Origin of the sequence: Streptomyces sp. NPDC092952 (assembly GCF_044754785.1) — a bacterium.
Taxonomy (GTDB): Bacteria; Actinomycetota; Actinomycetes; order Streptomycetales; family Streptomycetaceae; genus Streptomyces.
The window spans coordinates 750,788-769,693 of the sequence record NZ_JBIVPT010000001.1 but is presented as its reverse complement, the minus strand read 5'-3'; the positions used below and the strand labels follow the sequence as shown (position 1 = coordinate 769,693).

At 74.0% G+C, this 18,906-nt stretch carries 17 protein-coding genes; 9 read left to right on the top strand and 8 right to left on the bottom strand.

What is annotated here, in order from left to right; genetic code table 11:
* The first annotated feature begins 2 nt into the window (after window positions 1-2).
* On the top strand, window positions 3-950 hold the full coding sequence (locus tag ACIQGQ_RS03570; protein WP_402390072.1) for an acyl-CoA dehydrogenase family protein: 948 nt from the start codon (window positions 3-5) through the stop codon (window positions 948-950).
* A gap of 454 nt (window positions 951-1,404) precedes the next feature.
* Window positions 1,405-1,911 (top strand): ATP-binding protein, encoded by a 507-nt coding sequence (locus ACIQGQ_RS03565; RefSeq protein WP_366295036.1) that lies wholly within the window; start codon window positions 1,405-1,407, stop codon window positions 1,909-1,911.
* Window positions 1,912-1,988: 77 nt separating this feature from the next.
* On the opposite strand, the gene ACIQGQ_RS03560 is transcribed toward ACIQGQ_RS03565, so the two are convergent.
* Window positions 1,989-2,429 carry an NUDIX hydrolase gene (locus tag ACIQGQ_RS03560; RefSeq protein WP_402390069.1) on the bottom strand — a complete coding sequence of 147 codons (441 nt, stop codon included), beginning with the start codon at window positions 2,427-2,429 and terminating at the stop codon, window positions 1,989-1,991.
* A gap of 85 nt (window positions 2,430-2,514) precedes the next feature.
* Window positions 2,515-3,441 carry a cyclase family protein gene (locus tag ACIQGQ_RS03555; RefSeq protein WP_402390066.1) on the bottom strand — a complete coding sequence of 309 codons (927 nt, stop codon included), beginning with the start codon at window positions 3,439-3,441 and terminating at the stop codon, window positions 2,515-2,517.
* An 83-nt stretch (window positions 3,442-3,524) separates the two neighbouring features.
* On the opposite strand from ACIQGQ_RS03555, the gene ACIQGQ_RS03550 reads away from it, so the two are divergent.
* Together ACIQGQ_RS03550 and ACIQGQ_RS03545 are read left to right on the top strand one after the other, a co-directional pair.
* Window positions 3,525-4,439, top strand: a complete 915-nt coding sequence (locus ACIQGQ_RS03550; RefSeq protein ID WP_352275929.1) for an SDR family oxidoreductase — start codon at window positions 3,525-3,527, stop codon at window positions 4,437-4,439.
* Between the two features lie 97 nt (window positions 4,440-4,536).
* On the top strand, window positions 4,537-5,586 hold the full coding sequence (locus tag ACIQGQ_RS03545; RefSeq protein ID WP_402390063.1) for a Zn-dependent alcohol dehydrogenase: 1,050 nt from the start codon (window positions 4,537-4,539) through the stop codon (window positions 5,584-5,586).
* Window positions 5,587-5,607: 21 nt separating this feature from the next.
* On the opposite strand, the gene ACIQGQ_RS03540 is transcribed toward ACIQGQ_RS03545, so the two are convergent.
* Entirely contained in the window at window positions 5,608-6,591 is a 984-nt protein-coding gene (locus ACIQGQ_RS03540) for a GlxA family transcriptional regulator (RefSeq protein ID WP_402390315.1), read from the bottom strand.
* Window positions 6,592-6,659: 68 nt separating this feature from the next.
* On the opposite strand from ACIQGQ_RS03540, the gene ACIQGQ_RS03535 reads away from it, so the two are divergent.
* The 3 genes from ACIQGQ_RS03535 to ACIQGQ_RS03525 are packed head-to-tail and all read left to right on the top strand — an operon-like array spanning window position 6,660 to window position 9,722.
* On the top strand, window positions 6,660-7,946 hold the full coding sequence (locus ACIQGQ_RS03535) for an MFS transporter (RefSeq protein ID WP_402390060.1): 1,287 nt from the start codon (window positions 6,660-6,662) through the stop codon (window positions 7,944-7,946).
* Window positions 7,943-8,389 carry a DUF2809 domain-containing protein gene (locus tag ACIQGQ_RS03530; protein WP_402390057.1) on the top strand — a complete coding sequence of 149 codons (447 nt, stop codon included), beginning with the start codon at window positions 7,943-7,945 and terminating at the stop codon, window positions 8,387-8,389. The genes ACIQGQ_RS03535 and ACIQGQ_RS03530 overlap by 4 nt, the downstream gene beginning before the upstream one ends.
* A 19-nt stretch (window positions 8,390-8,408) precedes the next feature.
* The gene (locus ACIQGQ_RS03525) at window positions 8,409-9,722 is read left to right on the top strand and encodes an MFS transporter (RefSeq protein WP_402390054.1); all 1,314 of its coding nucleotides are present in this window, start codon (window positions 8,409-8,411) and stop codon (window positions 9,720-9,722) included.
* A gap of 13 nt (window positions 9,723-9,735) precedes the next feature.
* On the opposite strand, the gene ACIQGQ_RS03520 is transcribed toward ACIQGQ_RS03525, so the two are convergent.
* Both ACIQGQ_RS03520 and ACIQGQ_RS03515 read right to left on the bottom strand, forming a co-directional pair.
* On the bottom strand, window positions 9,736-10,356 hold the full coding sequence (locus ACIQGQ_RS03520; protein ID WP_402390314.1) for a flavin reductase family protein: 621 nt from the start codon (window positions 10,354-10,356) through the stop codon (window positions 9,736-9,738).
* A 174-nt stretch (window positions 10,357-10,530) separates the two neighbouring features.
* Window positions 10,531-10,899: an SH3 domain-containing protein gene (locus ACIQGQ_RS03515; protein WP_402390051.1), complete on the bottom strand. Its 369-nt coding sequence runs from the start codon at window positions 10,897-10,899 to the stop codon at window positions 10,531-10,533.
* A gap of 242 nt (window positions 10,900-11,141) precedes the next feature.
* On the opposite strand from ACIQGQ_RS03515, the gene ACIQGQ_RS03510 reads away from it, so the two are divergent.
* Complete coding sequence (locus tag ACIQGQ_RS03510; RefSeq protein WP_402390049.1) at window positions 11,142-12,131, top strand: helix-turn-helix domain-containing protein; 990 nt, start codon at window positions 11,142-11,144, stop codon at window positions 12,129-12,131.
* On the opposite strand, the gene ACIQGQ_RS03505 is transcribed toward ACIQGQ_RS03510, so the two are convergent.
* Genes ACIQGQ_RS03505 through ACIQGQ_RS03495 form a run of 3 tightly spaced genes read right to left on the bottom strand, consistent with a single transcriptional unit; the run spans window position 12,103 to window position 17,212 of the window.
* On the bottom strand, window positions 12,103-14,016 hold the full coding sequence (locus ACIQGQ_RS03505; protein ID WP_402390046.1) for an SMI1/KNR4 family protein: 1,914 nt from the start codon (window positions 14,014-14,016) through the stop codon (window positions 12,103-12,105). The two genes, ACIQGQ_RS03510 and ACIQGQ_RS03505, sit on opposite strands and share 29 nt — an antisense overlap.
* Before the next feature lie 48 nt (window positions 14,017-14,064).
* On the bottom strand, window positions 14,065-14,925 hold the full coding sequence (locus tag ACIQGQ_RS03500; protein WP_402390044.1) for an enoyl-CoA hydratase/isomerase family protein: 861 nt from the start codon (window positions 14,923-14,925) through the stop codon (window positions 14,065-14,067).
* Between the two features lie 55 nt (window positions 14,926-14,980).
* Window positions 14,981-17,212 carry an acetate--CoA ligase family protein gene (locus ACIQGQ_RS03495; RefSeq protein ID WP_402390041.1) on the bottom strand — a complete coding sequence of 744 codons (2,232 nt, stop codon included), beginning with the start codon at window positions 17,210-17,212 and terminating at the stop codon, window positions 14,981-14,983.
* 299 nt (window positions 17,213-17,511) lie between these two features.
* Between ACIQGQ_RS03495 and ACIQGQ_RS03490 the strand changes: the two genes are divergently transcribed.
* Window positions 17,512-18,876, top strand: a complete 1,365-nt coding sequence (locus ACIQGQ_RS03490; protein WP_402390039.1) for a hypothetical protein — start codon at window positions 17,512-17,514, stop codon at window positions 18,874-18,876.
* Window positions 18,877-18,906 lie beyond the last annotated feature (30 nt).

Sequence of the window (18,906 nt, the reverse complement as noted above, 5' to 3'; positions counted from 1 at the left end):
TCATGGACTTCCAGCTCTCGGACGACCAACGGGCCCTGCGGGCAGGGGTACGGGACCTGCTCGCCGGGCGGTTCGGCAGGGACCGGATGCGGGCCGCGCTGGAGAGCGGCACGGCGGTGGACCCGGCGCTGTGGCGGGAGCTCGGCGACGCCGGGTTCTTCGCGCTGCGGCTGCCGGAGGCGGAAGGCGGCGTCGGCCTGGGGCTGCCCGAGGCCGTCCTGCTCTTCGAGGAGGCGGGCCGGGTGCTGCTGCCCGGTCCGCTCGTCGCCACCCACCTCGCCGCCGGGGCCGTGAAGGGCGCGGCGCGGGGCGAGGCGGTGGTGGCGGTGGCCGATGCGGGGGAGCCGGTGGCCCACCTGGGCGGGGCCGACGCGCTCCTGGTCCTCGGCCCCGGCGACCGGCCCGGCGGCCTGGTCCGGGACGCCGGACCGGTCCGGGAGGCGGCCGCGCCGATGCGCTCCACCGACCCGTTCACCCCGCTGTGGCGGCCCGCGCGACCGGTGGCCGCCGACGAACCGCTGCCGTCCGGCGCCCGGCACCCGCGCGACGAGGGGGCCCTGCTCACCGCCGCCGAACAGCTCGGCAGCGCCGCCCGCACCACCGAGCTGGCCGTCGAGTACGCCGGTACGCGCGAGCAGTTCGGCGCCCCGATCGGCTCCTTCCAGGCGGTCAAGCACCTCTGCGCCGGGATGCTGGTCCGCGCCGAACTGGCCCGCTGCGCGGTCTACGCGGCGGCCGTGACCGGGGACCCGGTCGAGATCGCGGGCGCCAAGCTCCTCGCCGACGACGCGGCGGTCCGCAACGCGCGCGACTGCCTCCAGGTCCACGGCGGCATGGGCTTCACCTGGGAGTCCGACGTCCACCTCCACCTCAAGCGGGCCTGGCTGCGCGCCGGGTGGTGGCACACCGCGGCGGCGGCCGAGGAGACGCTCGCCGCGGACCTGCGCTGACGCCGGACACGTCCCGAACCACCGGCCACCCACCCCCACGGAATCACACAGCGTGAGGCAGTGGCGCCGGGCCCCGATCCATGTCCGGCACATCTTTCGTCACGGGGTGGAGTCGGCTCCCGGCTCGGGTACGCTCCGTGGAGTGCGACAGGAACTGGAACCGGGCAGTCCGGTGATGGCCGGTGCGGTGACTCCGGCCCGTAAGCGGTTTCCTGCTCGCGGTCCAGGCAGCGGCGCCGGGCGCGCCCGGGAAGCGGTCCGCGCGGGCCGCTGTTCGACTCCCCGCGAAGTGCGTCGCACAGTATGGAGTACACGTACTCCTTCGCGCTGGAGTATGCCCGAAGCGCTTGTTGCGGTGACTGTACGTCAACCATGCTGTCTCGTAGGGGAATCACGTTCCGTGACCCCAAGGAGGCGCGAGGCGATGTGTCCGCCGGTTCGGATGGTGTGAGCGGTGCAGGTGCTTCAGGTTCAGCTGGAAGTCGGGGCCGACCCCGCGGAGGTCGGCCGGGCCCGTAGATGGGCCCGGTCGAGGCTGGTCGGGTCCGGGATAAGTGACGACGAGCCCCTGGCCGAGACGCTGATCCTGCTGATCTCGGAGCTGGTCACCAACGCGGTGGTGCACACCGGCTGCCCGGCCGTGCTGCGCATGCTGTTCGGCCTGACCGGCGCCTCCGGCTGCCCCGGGACGGTCCGGGTCGAGGTGGCCGACGCCAGCTGCCGTCCGCCCCTCCAGCGGCACGCGGCGGGCGAGGACACCAACGGCCGGGGCCTGGAGCTGGTGGACGGCCTCGCCGACCGCTGGGGCTGGCAGCCGGAGGGTGCGGGCAAGCGGATCTGGTGCGAGGTCGACCGGAGCGCGCCGCTGATCCAGCTGCCCCTGCACCCCGGCGCGACGGGCACGCCCGTACCGGACCTCGTGAAGCATCCGGTGTCGCGGGCCGTCACGCATCTCGCGTAGCGCCTCGCCCCTCGGCCATCTGCATAAAGGTTAAAGCAGTCGGAACGGGCCGCCCCCGCCCGGCCGTCCCTGGGTGGTCAGGGCCTGTCGGCGAGGAAGAGGGCGAGGGGCCCGGCCGGGAGGAGGAAGCGTCCGTTCCCGGCGGCCTGCAGGGCGTCCGCCATCGGCCACCAGGACAGCGTGAAGTCCGTCTCCGTCGCGGTCGGCCGCTGCGGTCCCAGGGTCAGTCCGCGGGCCTCGTAGAGGTGGACGCGGGCAGTGGCGTCCAGGGTGATCGCGTACACGCCGAGGGGCCGCCAGCGTCGGGCGGTGATCCCGGCCTCCTCACGCAGTTCGCGCCGTGCGCATTCCTCCGGGGTCTCGCCGTCCTCCCGCCGGCCGCCGGGGAGGAACAGGTGCTCGCCGCCGTGGCGGGGGAAGTCGGCGGACAGCAGCGCGACCCTGCCCGAGGCGTCGCGGGCCACGACGACGGACGCGTCACGGGCCGGGCCGGGCGCGGGTACCTGGTTCCCGGTCATGGCGGGCGAGCATAGCCGCGGGCCCTGCCGCGTCCGGACGGCACGGGGCACGTTCACCACCACGGGGTGTGCGACGCCCCGCGACTCAGAGCACCGCGACCGGGGCGACCGGGGTGCCGGTGGCGCCGGTGAAGGGTTCGGGCATCGCGGAGAGCAGGAAGGCGTAGCGGTTCTCCTGCGCACAGGCTGTGGACAGCGCCTCCAGGTTCCAGTTCTGGCCCTGGAGCATGCCCATCTCGACCAGGTCCAGCGCGTGCACGCCCAGCCACAGGTTCTCGATCTCCGGCGGGAAGATCTCGAAGGTCAGGGTGTCGTTGGCGACCGCTGCGACGTCGCGGGCGTGGAACCACTCGGGCGTCCGGACCGAGAGTCCGGGCGAGGGGTAGGCGTACGCGTGGGTGTCGCCCGCCAGGTACACCTGTATCTGCCCGGTCCGTACGAGGACGACGTCGCCGGAGCGGACCCGTACCCCTGCCAGTTCCTCGGCCGCCTCCAGGTCCTCGGGGGTGACGGCGTGGTCGCCGGGCAGCCGGTCCGTGCCGAGCGCGCGGGCCACGTCGAGGAGTACCCCGCGCGAGACGAGGTGCGGGACCTTGTCGATGCCGCTGAACTGCGCGCCGCCGTGGGCGGTGATCGTGGCGGCGGGGCGGCCGTTGTAGATCCTCCCCGAGTGCGAGGCGTGGGTGAGGGCGTCCCAGTGGGTGGCCGTCTGGAGGCTCAGTACGGCCATGTCGTCGCTGGTGGCGACGGTGCCGGGGCCGAACAGCTCCTGGTTGATCTGGACCATGGTGTGCGTCGGGTTGATCCGCCCGGGGACCAGCCCGCTCTGGACGCCGTCCTGCCGCAGCGGCAGCGCCAGCGGGACGCGCAGCCCGCTGCGCACGGTCGCGGCGGCCTCGCGGACCACGGCGTCGGTGATCAGGTTGAGGGTGCCGATCTCGTCGTCGGCGCCCCAGCGGCCCCAGTTGTTGACCCGCTTCGCGATGTCGTGGAACTCGGCCGGCAGTGACATGGCGCCTCCCGGGGCTTGTGCTCGTGGACCTGATGGCCCATAAAATCTAACGGTCCGTCAGAAACCGCGGGAAGGGGCCGGGCATGGGGAACTTCTTGGCAGGCAAGGTGGTGGCCGTGACCGGTGCCGGACGCGGCATCGGCCGGGCGGTGGCGCTCGCGGCGGCCGCCGAGGGCGCGAAGGTCGTCGTCAACGACTACGGGGTCTCCATCGAGGGCGGCGAGCCGAGCAGCGAGGTCGCCGAGTCGGTCGTCAAGGAGATCGAGGCGGCGGGCGGCGAGGCGGTGGCGGTCGCCGACGACATCTCCACGATGGCGGGCGGCCAGCGCATCGTGGACACGGCGCTCGCCCGGTTCGGCCGGATCGACGGGGTGGTCTGCGTGGCGGGCATCCTGCGCGAGCGGATGCTCTTCAACATGTCCGAGGAGGAGTGGGACCCGGTGGTCGCCACCCACCTCAAGGGCACGTTCACCGTCTTCCGGGCTGCCTCGGCGGTGATGCGGAAGCAGGACGGCGGCGGCACCCTGATCGGCTTCACCAGCGGCAACCACCAGGGCAGCGTCGCCCAGGCCAACTACAGCGCGGCCAAGGGCGGGATCATCTCGCTGGTCCGGAGCGCGGCGCTCGGCCTGCACAAGTACGGCGTCACGGCCAACGCGGTCGCGCCGGTGGCCCGTACCCGGATGTCCGCCAATGTGCCGATGGAGCTGAAGGAGATCGGCGAGCCCGAGGACGTGGCGGCGCTCGTGGTCTACCTGCTCAGCGAGCGGGCCCGCGCCGAGGGGATCACCGGCCAGGTGTACACGGTCGCCGGGCCGAAGATCGCGGTCTGGGCCCAGCCGAGGGAACTGCGGGCCGGATACGTCGAGGGGGCGTGGACGCCCGAGCGGATCGCGGACTTCCTGCCGGGGACGGTGGGCACCGACCCGATGCCGATGCTGGCGCGGCTGGAGGAGATGGCGGCCGCGGCCGCGGCGAAGGCCCGGCCGAACGCGTGACCCTTCCGTCCGGGACGGACCGGGACGGAAGGGTCGGACCGGATCGGATCAACTTCGCCGGGCGGACGAGACCGTCCGGCCTACCGAGGGAGACGGGATGAGAGGCGTCGTCTTCGACGGCGAGCGTACCGAGGTCGTCGACGATCTGGAGATCCGTGATCCGGGGCCGGGCGAGGTGCTGGTGCGGGTGGCCGCGGCCGGGCTGTGCCACAGCGACCTCTCGGTGATCGACGGGACGATTCCGTTCCCGGCGCCGGTGGTGCTCGGGCACGAGGGCGCGGGCGTGGTGGAGGCGGTCGGCGCGGGCGTCGGCCATGTGGCGCCCGGCGACCACGTCGCGCTGTCCACGCTGGCCAACTGCGGGGCGTGCGCCCAGTGCGACCGGGGGCGGCCCACGATGTGCCGCAAGGCGATCGGGATGCCCAAGAAACCGTTCACCCGGCGCGGCGAGCGGCTCTACCAGTTCGCCGCCAACTCGGCCTTCGCCGAGCGGACCCTGGTCAAGGCCGTGCAGGCGGTGAAGATCCCGGCGGACGTCCCGCTGACCTCGGCGGCCCTGATCGGCTGCGGGGTGCTGACCGGTGTCGGGGCCGTCCTCAACCGGGCGAAGGTCGACCGGGGCGACACCGTCGTGGTCATCGGCACCGGCGGCATCGGGCTCAACGTCATCCAGGGCGCCCGGATCGCGGGCGCGCTGACGATCGTCGCGGTGGACGCCAACCCGGCGAAGGAGGCCGTGGCCCGGCAGTTCGGGGCGACCCACTTCCTGACCTCGGCGGACGGAGTGCGCGGCATCCTGCCGGACGGCGCCGACCACGCCTTCGAGTGCGTGGGCCGCACCGAGCTGATCCGTACTGCGATCGACCTGCTGGACCGGCACGGCCAGGCGGTCCTGCTGGGCGTCCCGCCCGCGTCGGCGGAGGCCTCGTTCAAGGTCTCGACGATGTACCTGGACAAATCGATCCTGGGCTGCCGGTACGGCTCCTCGCGGCCGCAGCGGGACATCGCGCTCTACGCGGAGCTGTACCGGGAGGGCCGGCTGCTGCTGGACGAACTCGTCACCGCCACCTACCCGGTGGAGGACTTCGCCAAGGCGGCCGAGGACGCCCACCAGGGCCGGGTGGCCCGCGGCGTGCTGGTGTTCTGAGCCGGGCGCGAGGGGGTCTCCTCAGGTCCGCGCGGCGCGGAAGGTGCGCCGGTAGGCCGTCGGGGAGACCCCCAGCGCCGCCTGGAGGTGCTGGCGCAGCGACGTGGGCGTGCCGAAGCCCGCGTCCCGGGCGACCTGGTCGACCGACAGGTCCGTCGTCTCCAGCAGGTGCCGGGCCCGCTCGATCCGCTGCTGGGTCAGCCACTGCACCGGGCTGATCCCGACCTCCTCCCGGAACCGCCGGGTGAAGGTCCGTACGCTCATCGACTCCTGCTGCGCCATGTCGCGCAGCAGGATCGGCCGCTCCAGCCTCCCGAGAGCCCAGGTCCGCGCGGTCGTCGTGGCCGCGAGCCGGGAATCCGGCACCGGGCGCCGGATGTACTGCGCCTGCCCGCCGTCCCGGTGCGGCGGTACGACCGTGCGGCGGGCGACGTCGTTGGCGACGGCGGTGCCGTGGTCGCGGCGCACGATGTGCAGGCAGAGGTCGATCCCGGCGGCCACCCCGGCCGAGGTCAGCACGTCCCCGTCGTCGATGAACAGGACGTCCGGGTCGACCCGGACGGCGGGGAACAGCCGCTGGAAGTGGTCGGCGTGCCACCAGTGGGTGGTGGCGGGGCGCCCGTCCAGGCGGCCGGAGGCGGCCAGTACGTAACTGCCCGTGCAGATCGAGACCATCCGGGTGCCCGGCCTGATCCGGGCGAAGGCTGCGGCCAGTTCCCCGGTGAGCCGGCCCTCGGAGTGGACCGGGCCCAGCTCGTAACTGGCCGGGATCACCACCGTGTCGGCGGTGGCCAGTGCCTCGGGGCCGTGCTCGACGCCGATCGTGAAGTCCGCGTCGGTGCGGACCGGGCCCGGCGGGCGGACCGAACAGGTCACGACTTGGTAGAGGCGGCGGCCCGCGTTGTGCGCCTCGACGCCGAACGCGCGGCCGAATATCCGCTGGGGGATGCCGAGTTCGAAGGGAAGCAGCCCGTCGAGGGCCAGGACGACGACCCGGTGCGGCACACGTGGCATACGCGGGACTCCCTTCACCTCTAGTGGTATAGACCTCAACCCTGATACATGTCACTCCCGTGAAGGCAAAGTCAGCGCGGCCCCCGCGCATTCCCGCCGCGGAGGGCGAGGGCGCGCGGTCCCTCCCGCCCCTCCCGTCCGACCCGTCCCTGGGCGAAGGGCTGTGGAACCGTAACTTCCGGCTCTTCTTCGTCGCCCGTACCGCCGCCCTCTTCGGGGACGGCATGATTCCGGTGGCGCTCACCGCCGGGCTGCTCGGGGCCGGCCGGCCGCACTCCTCCGTCGGGTACGCGCTGGCCGCCTGGATGGGGCCGCTGGCGCTCTTCGTGCTCTTCGGCGGCGTACTGGCGGACCGGTTCACGCCCCGCCGGATGATGGTCATCGCGGACGCGCTGCGGCTGGTCGGCGCCTCGGTGCTGGCCATCACCTTCGCCACCGGGAACCCGCCGCTGTGGGCGGTGTACGTGCTCAGCGCGGTGGCCGGGGTGGGCGCCGCGCTCTTCCAGCCGGGCGTCGCCTCGACCGTGCCCCGGGTCGCCCCGGACGTGCAGCGGGCCAACGCGGTGCTCCGGGTCTCCGAGGCGCTGATGACCATGGCGGGCCCGGCCTTCGCGGGCATGCTCGTCGGGCTGGCCAGCGCCGGGGCGGTCTACGCGGCGAACGCCTCGACGTTCCTGGTCTCCGGGATCTGCCTCTTCCTGATGCGGCTCGCCCCGGCCGCCGGGGACGAGGCCGTGCGCGGCGGATTCGTCGCCGAACTGGTCGACGGCTGGCGGGAGTTCCGGGCCCGCAGCTGGCTGTGGGGGGTGATCGCGATCTGGACGGTCTACGGCTTCACCGTGCTCGGCCCGATGCTGCCGCTCACCGCGATCGAGGTCACCGAGGCGCACGGCTCGGGAACGTACGGCGTGATGATGGCGGTGAACGGCGCGGGCAGCGTCGTCGGCGGGCTGCTCGCCCTTCGGCTGCGGCCCCGCCGTCCGCTCGCGGCGGGGGCGGTCGCGCTCACCGGGGTCTGCGTGAACCTGGTGGCGCTGGGGCTCGGGCTGCCGGTGCCCGCGCTCGCGGCCGGGCAGCTCGTGGCGGGCGCGGCGTTCGCGTTCTGGCTGGTCATGTGGTCGACGACGGTGCAGACCCATGTGCCGCCCGAGGCGCTGAACCGGCTGCACGCCTACGACGTGGCGGGCTCGCTGCTGATGCTGGCGGCGGGCCGGGCCCTGGCCGGGCCGGTCGCGGACCGGCTGGGCGCGCCGGAGGTGCTGCTCGCCGGAGCGGTGATCAACCTGCTGGTGGTGGCGGTCCTGCTGGTGGCCCGGCCGATCAGCCGGCTGGAGCGGATCGCGTGACCGGACGCGAGGAGCGCGGCGGGGGCTCCCGGGCGCGCGCCCGCGCGGTCACGGCCGGGGCCGCCGTGCTGACCGTGCTCGCCGGGCTCGGGGTCCGGGCGCTCCTGGACGGCGACCTCGCCAAGTACGCCGGGGACGCGCTCTACACCGTGCTGATCTGCGCGCTGGTCGCCGTGGTCGCGCCCGGGGCCCGGCCGGCCGTCGTGGCCGGGACCGGGCTGGCGGTCAGCTGGGCGGTGGAGCTGCTGCAACTGACCGGGGTGCCCGCCGGACTCTCCCGGCACAGCACGGTGGCGCGGCTGGTGCTCGGCTCGACCTTCAACGCCCCCGATCTGCTCTGGTACGCGGTGGGGGCGGGGTGCGCCTGGGCGGTGGCGGCCCGGTGGCACCGGGCGCGCCGGTGGCCCGATTCCTGCGAAGGGTGTCCCTCCGGCCACTCGTGAGGAGGTGTGCCCCGCTCCGATGCTGGGTGACGTGACCCAGACAACCGACACCGCCGCCCGGGATGCGTCCGAGGCTCCCGGGCGGCCGGCCCGCCCCCGCCTCCGGCGCGTCCACCGGGCCTGGATCGTCGCCGCCGTCACCTTCGTGACGATCATCGGCGGCGCCGCCTTCAACTCGCTGCCCGGCCTCCTCATCGACCCGCTCAACCGGGAGTTCGGCTGGTCGCGCGGGGAGATCGGACTCGCCGTCTCCGTCGACATGGCCCTCTACGGGCTGACCGCGCCGTTCGCCGCCGCGCTGATGGACCGCTTCGGGATCCGCCGGGTCGTCGCCGTCGCCCTCGGCGCGGTGGCGGCCGGGGCGCTGGGCAGCGTATGGATGACGGCGTCCTGGCAGCTGATGATCTACTGGGGCGTGCTCGTCGGCCTCGGCACCGGCTCCATGGCGCTGGCCTTCTCCGCCACGGTCACCAACCGCTGGTTCGTCGCCCGGCGCGGCCTGGTCACCGGCATCCTCACCGCCGCGGGCGCCTCCGGCCAGCTGGTCTTCCTGCCGCTCTGCGCCTGGATCGTCGCCCACCACGGCTGGCGCCCCGCCTCGGTGACGGTGGCGCTCGCGGCCCTGGCCGTCGTCCCGTTCGTCTGGTTCCTGCTCCGCGACCACCCGGCCGACGTGGGCCTCGCCCCGTACGGCGGCACGTACGAGGAGAAGCCCGCGCCCGCGCGCGGGGCGGCGCGGCGGACCCTGCGGGTGCTCGCCGACGCGGCGCGCACCGGGCCGTTCTGGCTGCTGGCCGGCACGTTCGCGATCTGCGGGGCCTCCACCAACGGCCTGATCCGTACGCACTTCGTGCCCTCGGCCCACGACCACGGCATGCCGATCACCGCCGCGGCCTCGCTGCTCGCCGTCATCGGGGTCTTCGACGTCATCGGCACCGTCTTCTCCGGCTGGCTCACCGACCGCTTCGACGCCCGCCGCCTCCTCGCCGCCTACTACGCGCTGCGCGGCGTCTCGCTGCTCTTCCTGCCGGTGCTGATGGCCCCCGAGGTGCACCCGCCGATGGTGTTCTTCATCGTCTTCTACGGCCTGGACTGGGTGGCCACCGTCCCGCCGACGCTGGCCCTGTGCCGCGAGCACTACGGCGACGACAGCGCCATCGTCTTCGGCTGGGTGCTCGCCTCCCACCAGGTGGGCGCGGCCCTGGTCGCCTTCCTGGGCGGCGTGGCGCGCGACACCTTCGGCACGTACGACGTGGTCTGGTACGCCTCGGGCGCGCTGTGCGCGACGGCGGCCCTGATGGCCCTGGTCATCCGCCGGGTCCGCACACCCTGAGGGATGCGGCGGGTCAGCCGTCGAGGGGGGCGAAGCGGCCGAAGACGCCCCGGTGGAACAGGAGCGGAACGGCCCCGTCCGTCGCACCCAGGGCCGCCACCCGGCCGACCACGATCAGATGGTCGCCCCCGGTGTGGACGGCCTGGACATGGCAGTCGATCCAGGCGGCCACCGAGTCGAGCAGGGGCGAACCGGTCACCGGGGCGGGCCCGTACGCCACCCCCGCGAACTTGTCCGCGCCGCTCACCGCGAAGCCCCGGCACAGCGCGCCCTGGTCCGCGCCGAGCACGTTGACGCAGAAGGCCCCGGCGCGGGCGATCCGCGGCCAGGTCGTCGACGTACGGGCCACCATGAACGTGACCAGCGGCGGGTCCAGCGAGAGCGAGGCGAACGACTGGCAGGCGAAGCCCGCCGGGCCCGCCGGGTCGTCCGGATCGTGCGCCGTGACGATCGTGACGCCGCTGGCGAAACTCCCCAGCACCCGGCGGAACTCACCCGGTTCGACCGGCGGCCGCTCCCCTTCGGCGACGGCGCGCAGATGCGGGCGCGGCAGCGGTTCGACCGGCGCCTCCCGGGCGCCGGCGGTGTTGGCGGCGCCGACGGACCCGAGGTACCGGACGGCTATGGCGGCCATGCCTGCGTGTCCCATCACCCTTCGATTAGAACTGACGCCTCATCAGATGGGAAGGCGCGTGGACCGGCAGCTTGGAAGTGCCGGTCCGGGCCCCGTCCCGGCGGTCGCCAGGGGCGGGGCCCGTCGCGCGGCCCTGCTCGCGGGTACCCGCCGGGGCGGGCACCCGCGCCCCCGTCAGCAGGTCTTGCTGGTCCCCTTCGGGCTGAGGTTCTCGTTGTAGATCCAGCCGCCCCCGGCGCCGGGGATGCGTACCCAGGTCCACTTGCTGCCCAGGTCGTTCGTGGTCGTGCAGTGGTAGACGAGCGTGACGTTGTCGGCCACGTACCCGTCGATCTGGCAGTCCGCGTAGGGGCCCGTGCTGCGGAGCGGGACGCTGGACTTGGACGGCTTGCCGCGGGTCACGTTGTCCTTGGCCGAGTGGGCGTGGGCCCGGCAGTTCCCGGCCTTGGCCGCCGGGGCGGTCGCCTGGGCGGTGGCCGGGACCATCAGGCCCGCGGCGGTGACCCCGGCGGCGAGCAGTACGCCCAGGTAGCGCTTGTTCATCGATCGGCTCCTCTGGCTGGTGTCCGGTGCGTGATGACGGCCCCAGCATGTCGAGCGGGCCGGCCGAAGTCCTTGACGACGCCCGCACGCCCCTTGCCGGTCCGCGCACGGACCGGCAAGGCGTGCGGGCCGGGGCATCCCGTCCGCGAGGAAACGGCCGGTCTCCCTCTCGCCCTCCGCCCGGCCGTCCGGGCAGGCTCGGACGGCCGGGCGTGCGCCGGGGCGACGTGGCTGGGGGCGGGATGCTGGTGTCGGAGTTCACGACGGAGACGGTGGCCGCTCCCGAGCGGTTCGCCCTGTGGGAGGAGATCGCGCGCCGGTCCCACCTGCGCAATGTGCTGCGCAGCGAGATGCGGGACGACTTCAGGGCCAGGATGCGGCTCCTGGCCCTGGGCGAGGCCCAGATCTCCGCCCTCGCCCTGCCGCACCTGGACGTGGTGCGCACACCGCGCCTGATCCGGAGTCACGACCCGGAGGTCTACCAGGTGCAGTACGTGATCTCCGGGAGCGGGCGGCTCACGCACGCCGACGGCGTCCGTGCGTACGGTCCGGGGCACCTCGTACTGGCGGACAGCAGCCGGCCCCTCGACGTCACCATCCGGGCCAGTCCGGACACGTGGTCCTCCGTCGTCGCCACGGTCCCCCGCGCCCTGCTGCCCCTGCCGGAGCGGCTCGTGCGCCCGCTGGTCGGCGTGCCGATTCCCGGTGGCACGGGCCTGGAGGCCGTCCTCGGCCGCTGGATCACCGATCTGCACCGCCGCGCCCACGAGTTCACCCCCCGGGACGTGCCCACCCTGGCGTCGGTCACGACCGATCTCCTGACCTCCGTGATCGGCCGCTGCCTGGACGCCGAACGCACCGTGCCGCCGGAGACCCGCAACAGCACCCTGCGCGTGGAGATCCGCACGTTCGTGGAGCGGAACCTCGCCGACACCCGGCTGACCCCGCAGGCCGTCGCGGACGCCCACCACATCTCGCTGCGCCTGCTCCAGCAGCTGTTCGCGCGGGACGGCACCTCGCCCGCCGCCTGGATACGCCACCGCCGCCTCGAACGCTGCCGCGCGGACCTGACCGACCCGCGCCTGGCCGACCGCTCGATCCAGACGATCGCCGCCCGCTGGGGGCTCGCAGCGCCCGCCCACTTCAGCCGCCTGTTCCGCGCCGCGTACGGGATGGCGCCGAGCGAGTACCGGCACGCGTCGGTCAGGACGAGGCCTCCCGACCGAGCCTGATCACGGCGTATCCCTCCCCTTCCCCCGGCGGGCGCGTCCACGAGCGGGTGGTGAAGGTGTGCAGCCGCCCGGCCGTGAGCGCGTGACGCGGCAGCCGGACCCCGAACTCTCCGGACACGGCCGCCAGCAGCGCCCGCTCCCCGATGCTGCCGCTTCCGGGGCCGGAGAACCGGCCGGGGTCCAGGGACCCGGGTATCTCCCCGGTGCGGTGCGTCTCTCCGTCCACATGGGTGAAGGCGTACTGCTCGATGCCGTCCCGTGCCACGGACAGGTGGAGGAACGGCTCTCCGCGCCCCGGGCGCGGGGAGCCGCACCAGACGACCACCGCGCGGGTGCCGGTACCGGCGGACGCGGCCACGGCCGGGGAGACGAACCGGTCCGCGTCGAACTGCGCGGGGTCGCCGTCGAAGGCGAAGCTCCAACCGTCCCCGGCCCGGCCGACCGCCACCAGGGCCCGGTCGTCGTAGGACGAGAACTCCCACCTTCCGTGGAACGCGCGCCGACGCGTCTCGGCGGACGTCATGGGGGCCTCCAGCCCCGCCCCGTCCCCGTCCGCGAGGCGCCCCGGCAGGTCCGCCGGCGCCACGCCCTCCAGCAGGACGAACCGGTAGGAGGACGGAGGGTCGTCGGAGTCCGGGGCCGCGAGCCAGGCCAGACCCTCCGGGTCGAGACCGGCCGTCCGGGCCGGGGAAGCGCCCCGCTGCCCTCCCCGGGGCGTGGACAGCAGCTCGCGGCCCCGCTCCGGAGTCAGCAGGGGGCCGAGCAGGGGATCGGCCAGCCACCCCAGCGGGGCCAGGTGGTCCGGGCCCAGCGGCAGCCAGTCCGGCAGGGCGTCCGCCAGCGTCCGCCACGCGGCGTCGCAGTCGCCCCACCGCGCCAGCTCCCGTGCCCGCCCGACAGCCTTCCCGAACGGTCCGGCCGGCGCGTACCGGTAGGTGCCGGCACGCATCTCCTCCAGCATCGCGCGGGCCGCGGCCACCGTGTCCTCACCGGCGCCCCGCATGTGGAACGTCAGCGCCGAGTCGCTCCGGAAGGGGCCCGCCGCGTGCCCGGCGACCAGCACGGGCAGCAGGTCCGGTGCGTACCGGAGGTCGGCCGCCACGTCGTCGAGGCGGAACACGTCGGTCTCCCCGAGCAGGCGGCGTATCTGGTCGCCCAGACAGACCGCCCGCGGCCTGCCGTACTCCTTCGCCTCGTCCAGCAGAGGCAGGGCCCCTTCCCAGTCGCCGCGCAGCGCCGCCTGCCGGGCCCGCTCCATCCGGGCGTCCTGCTCCCGTGTGGTGTCGTTGACGAACTCCGGCTCCCCGTCGGAGGGATGCGCCCGCAGGCTGTGGAACTCCCGGTGCATCTCCCGCATGAACGCGCCGAATCCCGCGTACCGTTCGGGCGGCGCGGCCCGCCAGCTCGCCCAGCTGTACACGGCCCACTCGCCGTCCTCGTCCACGTCCTCCGGGTCCAGGACGACGTGCATGGCGTCGGCCTCGACGTCGATCTGGAGCCCGCGCCGCCAGACGCCCGCCTCCCGCCACTCCTCGGGATCGGAGTCCTCGTCCAGGTACTCCTCGAAGATGTCCGCGAGCGCGGACTCGTCGTCGTGCCAGTGGACCTCGGCGGTCCCCGCCAGCAGCCAGACGAAGCCGCCCGCATGCTGCCACCCGTCGCTGACCCGGAGGAACTCCCGGTACGACGGAGGCAGCCGACGGCCGAGGCGCTTCTCCACGGCCGCGATCCGCTCCTCGGACGCGGGCGGGAACCCCAGCCACCGCGCCCGCCGCGCGGCTTCGTCGTCCTCGCTCCGCGTCCCGTCGTCGGTCAGGGAGTCCGCCCACTCCGCACTCCACCTGAGCAGGAACGGCCGCCAGTCGAACGGTGTCGTATCCGTCATGGGCCCGATGCTGCCACCCGCCACTGACAGCGCCCGGCCCCGGAAGCCCTACCGTCCCCGGAACTCCGGCTTCCGCCGCTCCACGAAGCTCGCCACCCCCTCCTGGGCGTCCCGCGTCGTCATGTTGATCTCCTGGGCCGCCGCCTCGGCGGCGAAGGCGGTCGTGCGGTCGGCGTCCAGGGAGGCGTTGACGAGCTGCTTGGCGAGGGCGATCGCCCGGGTCGGGCCGTCGGCCAGCCGCCGCGCCCACTCCGTCGCCGTCGCCGCCAGCTCCGCGTCCGGCACGACGCGGTTGACCAGCCCGAGCCGTTCCGCCTCCGCCGCCGGGAGCGCGTCGCCGAAGAACATCAGCTCCTTCGCGCGCTGCGGGCCGATCAGCCGGGGCAGCAGATACGCCCCGCCGCCGTCCGGGACCAGACCGCGGCGCACGAACACCTCGATGAACCGGGCCGATTCGGCGGCCAGCACCAGATCGCAGGCGAACGCGAGATGGGCGCCGATCCCGGCCGCCGTGCCGTTGACCGCCGCGATCACCGGCTTCTCGCAGTCCAGGACCGCGCCGATCAGCCGCTGCGCGCCGAGCCGGATCGTCCGGGCCACGTCGCCCGGCACCCGCTCGCCGGAGGCCGGGGACGTGCCGCGCAGATCGGCGCCCGCGCAGAAGCCGCGGCCGGTGGCGGTGAGGACGACGGCCCGTACGGCCGGGTCGGCCGAGGCGTCCGCGAGCAGGGCGATCACCCGTTCCCGCTGCTCCCAGGTGACGGCGTTCATCGCCTCGGGCCGGTTGAGGGTGATCCGCAGGACGCCGTTGTCAGTGGTGTGCAGTACCAATGGACCGAGCGGATCGGCGGGGCCCGGGGCCCCGGTGGATCCGGTGGACCCGTTGGTGTCTTCGGGGGAGGACGGCATGGGGAAACTCCTGGGTGGAGGTCGGTGGTTCGCGCGGCGGAACGGCGGCGGTCGGTCAGCGGCAGACGGCGAGCGCGTCGAGCGCCACCGCGCCCTGCCCCCGCCCCAGCACCATCAGGGGGTTGATGTCCAGCTCGGTGAGGTCGTCGCCCAGTTCCAGCGCCATCCGCTGCACCCGCAGCACGACTTCGACGAGCGCGTCCACGTCCACCGGCGGCCCGCCCCGGACGCCCTCCAGCAGGGCCCGGCCGCGCAGTTCGGCCAGCATCGAGCGGGCCTGGTCCTCGCCGAAGGGCGGCACCCGCACCGCCGTGTCGTGCAGCACCTCGACCAGGACGCCGCCGAGCCCGACCGTCACCGTCGGGCCGAACAGCGCGTCCTGCGTGACGCCGACCATCATCTCGACGCCCCGCTCCACCATCTGGCAGACCAGGATCCCGTCGAGCTCGATGCCCTCGTACCGGGCGATGTCGGTCAGCTCGCGATAGGCGTCCCGCACCTGGCTCGCGGAGGTGAGCCCGACCTTGACCAGGCCCAGTTCGGTCTTGTGGGCGAGCCGGGCGCCCGACGCCTTCATGACCACCGGGTAGCCGACCAGCGCCGCGGCCCGGACGGACGCCGCGGCGCTGGTCACCAACTGCTCGCGCGGTACGCGGATGCCGTACGCCCGCAGCAGCTGCTTCGCCGCGTGCTCGCTCAGCCGGCGGCCCGGCCGCATCAGGGCCTGCGCCTTGCGGAACGACGGCGAGGGGGTGCGGGGCGCCTCGTCGAAGGGGGAGCGGTACGACGCGGTGAACCGGTGGTGGTCCAGGTACGCCTTCACGGCGGTGACGCAGTTGCCGAAGGTGCGGAAGGTGGCGACGCGGGACGAGCCGAGCAGCGTCGTGCGGTAGGCCTCCTCCGTGCCGACGGGCGAGCCCCACACCACGCACACCAGCTTGTCCGTGGTCTCCGCCGCGTCCACCAGGTCCTGCGCGAGCTTGTCGCTCATCGGCGGGAACGGGCCGGTGATCGGACAGATCAGCACGCCGACCCCGGGGTCGGCGAGGATCGCGTCGATGATCTTCCGGCCGCGCCAGTCGCCGACCGGATGGCCGCCGTTGTCCACCGGGTTGGCCACGTTCAGGTAGCCGGGAATCCACTCGTGCAGTTCGCTCTGCTTCGCCTCGGAGAGGGTGGGCAGGTCCAGCCCGGCGCCGGTCGCCAGGTCCGCGAAGTGCGCCCCGGTGCCGCCCGAGATCGAGTAGACGACGACGCCCTCGGCCTGTGGCGCGCGGGCGCGGGCGAGGAGGGTCGCGGTGTCCTGGAGCTCGTCGAGCCCGTCCACCCGGATCACGCCGAACTGCCGCATCGCCGCGTCCACCACCTGGTCGGCGCCGGTCAGTTTGCCGGTGTGCGAGGCGGCCGTGCGGGCCCCGGTCTCCGTGCGCCCCACCTTGACCGCCACCACGGGCACCCCGGCCCGCGCCGCCCGGTCCGCGGCCAGCAGGAAGGACCGCCCGTCCTTCAGGCCCTCCACGTAGCAGGCGATGGCCCCGACCTCCGGGTGCTGCGAGAAGTACGAGATGAAGTCGGCGGTCTCCAGATCGGCCTCGTTGCCCGTGGGCGCCCAGTGCGAGAGCCGTACGCCCAGCTCCTGGAGGGTGAACAGGGGGCGGCCCTGGTGACCGGACTGGGTGATCAGCGCGATGGCCGGGCCCTCCAGGTCGTCCCGGAACCGCTCGAAGGCGTTGAGGTTGGTGTTCGGCCCGAGCAGCCGCAGCCCGGACCGCTCCACGGCTTCGGCCAGCCGGGCCTGCGCGGCGGCGCCCTCCTCGCCGGTCTCGGCGAACCCGGAGGCGAAGGCGACGGCGAACCGCACCTTGGCCTGCGCCAGTTCCTCGATCACCGGGAGCGGGTCGGCGACCAGCAGCACGGCCAGGTCGACCTGCTCCGGCAGCTCCCCGACCGACGGAGAGCAGGCCAGCCCGAACACCGACTTCCGCTTCGGATGCACCGGATACAGCCGCGCCCCGACCCGCTCGGCCCAGCCGATCAGCTGCCGGGTGATGCCGGTGTTGGGGCGGCCCTCGGCGTCGGAGGCGCCGATGACGGCCACGGACTCGGGCCGGAAGAAGCGGTCCAGGTCCGGCACGGGCGCGTACAGCGGCCGGCCGCTGACGTCCGGTACGCGTTCCTCGGTGGCCTCGACCGTCACGCTGTGGACGGCCGCGTGCGGCTCCTCGCCGCAGGCCACCACCCTGGCGCGGAAGTCGGTGGTGAAGGTGCCGTGAGTCGATCCAAGCATCGTTCGCCCACTCCTGCCTGAGGTCCGTCGGGGTTCCTGTACGGCCAACAAAAGCTGACACTGTGTCAGGTTACTGAACTGACGGCTCGTCAGGAATGGTCGTGCAGGCAAAGACCGGCGGGAATCCGGCCCGTGGGCGGGCGCGGGGTGCGGCCGTACGGGCTCCAGGGGGTGCGGGGGATGCCGTACAACCTCCTGGCGATCTTGGAGGTCCAACGGTCGGCCGGGCCCGCCCGCCGGCCGTCGTCCGAGGTCCAGGGGGTCTGCCGGTCCCCGGGGCCGCTTCCTTTGGGGGAAACATGAGATCCGCCTCCGTCCGGCGCACCGCGCGCCTCGGAGCCTGTGCCACCGCCGTCGCCGCCGGTCTGCTGACCGCCGGTCTGGCGGTCCCCGCCGCAGCGCAGGAACTGCCGCAGACCGACCGGCTCTGGATCCAGGCGCCCTCCGGGCAGAGCCTGCCGCTCGGGGCCGACCTGCCGAACCGCCCGCTCGACATCGGGCTCCACCACGACAACGACAACTTCACCGTCACCGGCGGACTGCTCTCGGTCGACGTCTCCGGCCTGGCCGGGGTGGCCGAGGTGGAGTGGCCCTCGAACTGCGCCCCGAACGGGACCACGGCCGTGTGCGCCGTCGACGAGGTCCCGGTCATGGGCGGCGACTACAGCCCCCAGGTGCGACTCGGGGTCAAGGCCGCCGCCGGGGCCGGCGTCGGCGCCCACGGCCGGATCACCTACGAGGCCGTCGCCACCGGCGGTCCGGACGGCACCCTGGAGGCCCCGCGCGATTCCTCCGGGACCGAGGTCACCGTCGGCGCCGGCCCGGACCTGGCGGTCAGCGGGCTCTACCCGGTGAAGGGGGCCCTGCCGGGCGACGCGCTGACCGTGCCGATCAAGGTGACGAACCGGGGCGGCGAGCGCTCCGAGGGCCTGCGCGCCGTCGTCACCACCACGTACGGGGTCACGTTCCCCGAGGAGTACGCCGAGTGCGTGTACGGGACGACGACGGGCGGCGACGACGTCCCGATGCGTACGGCCACGTGCGACTTCGACCAGGTGATCGAGGCGGGCGGCACCTTCACGCTGCCCCGGCCGCTGCGGGTGGTCCTCGCCGGCCACGCCTACCGCGAGCGGGTGGAGGTCGTGGTCCAGCCCGGCAACGGCGCCACCGACCTCGCGGAGGAGGACAACTACGACGTCGCCGGCATCCAGGCGGAGAACACGGCGGACTTCGAGGCGCGCGGGGCCCGGGTCGGGGGCGCGGCCGGCGAGACGGTCACCGCCCAGCTCGCCTTCCGCAACAACGGCCCGGCGTGGATCGGCAACCTCGGCTCCGGCGACCCGGTCGCGGCCGTCGACCTGACCGTTCCCGAGGGCGTCACCGTCACGTCCGCCCCCGCCGGATGCGAGCCCCGCACCCTGAGCGGCGGCTACCACCCGAACCCGGTCGGCGCCCCGCGCTACAGCTGCGAGATGCCGATCTGGACCCTGCCGGACACCGAGCGCGCCTTCCCGTTCGAGCTGCGCATCGACCGGGTGGTCCCGGACGCGACCGGTCGCGTCGTGCTCACCACCGGCGGCGCCAACCCGGTGGCCTTCCCGTTCGACCCGCAGCCCGCCAACAACACGGCGGAGCTGGTGGTCAACCCCGCGTCCGCATCCTGACCGGACCCGACGACGGTGCGGGGAACGGCC

Bases quoted from the DNA above. Each gene is read 5' to 3' on its own strand.
- ACIQGQ_RS03570 (WP_402390072.1), top strand. From the start codon at position 3: ATGGACTTCCAGCTCTCGGACGACCAACGGGCCCTGCGGGCAGGGGTA.
- ACIQGQ_RS03560 (WP_402390069.1), bottom strand. From the start codon at position 2,429: ATGACCGGGAACCAGGTACCCGCGCCCGGCCCGGCCCGTGACGCGTCC.
- ACIQGQ_RS03555 (WP_402390066.1), bottom strand. From the start codon at position 3,441: ATGTCACTGCCGGCCGAGTTCCACGACATCGCGAAGCGGGTCAACAAC.
- ACIQGQ_RS03550 (WP_352275929.1), top strand. From the start codon at position 3,525: ATGGGGAACTTCTTGGCAGGCAAGGTGGTGGCCGTGACCGGTGCCGGA.
- ACIQGQ_RS03545 (WP_402390063.1), top strand. From the start codon at position 4,537: ATGAGAGGCGTCGTCTTCGACGGCGAGCGTACCGAGGTCGTCGACGAT.
- ACIQGQ_RS03525 (WP_402390054.1), top strand. From the start codon at position 8,409: ATGCTGGGTGACGTGACCCAGACAACCGACACCGCCGCCCGGGATGCG.
- ACIQGQ_RS03520 (WP_402390314.1), bottom strand. From the start codon at position 10,356: ATGGCCGCCATAGCCGTCCGGTACCTCGGGTCCGTCGGCGCCGCCAAC.
- ACIQGQ_RS03515 (WP_402390051.1), bottom strand. From the start codon at position 10,899: ATGAACAAGCGCTACCTGGGCGTACTGCTCGCCGCCGGGGTCACCGCC.
- ACIQGQ_RS03510 (WP_402390049.1), top strand. From the start codon at position 11,142: ATGCTGGTGTCGGAGTTCACGACGGAGACGGTGGCCGCTCCCGAGCGG.
- ACIQGQ_RS03505 (WP_402390046.1), bottom strand. From the start codon at position 14,016: ATGACGGATACGACACCGTTCGACTGGCGGCCGTTCCTGCTCAGGTGG.
- ACIQGQ_RS03500 (WP_402390044.1), bottom strand. From the start codon at position 14,925: ATGCCGTCCTCCCCCGAAGACACCAACGGGTCCACCGGATCCACCGGG.
- ACIQGQ_RS03495 (WP_402390041.1), bottom strand. From the start codon at position 17,212: ATGCTTGGATCGACTCACGGCACCTTCACCACCGACTTCCGCGCCAGG.
- ACIQGQ_RS03490 (WP_402390039.1), top strand. From the start codon at position 17,512: ATGAGATCCGCCTCCGTCCGGCGCACCGCGCGCCTCGGAGCCTGTGCC.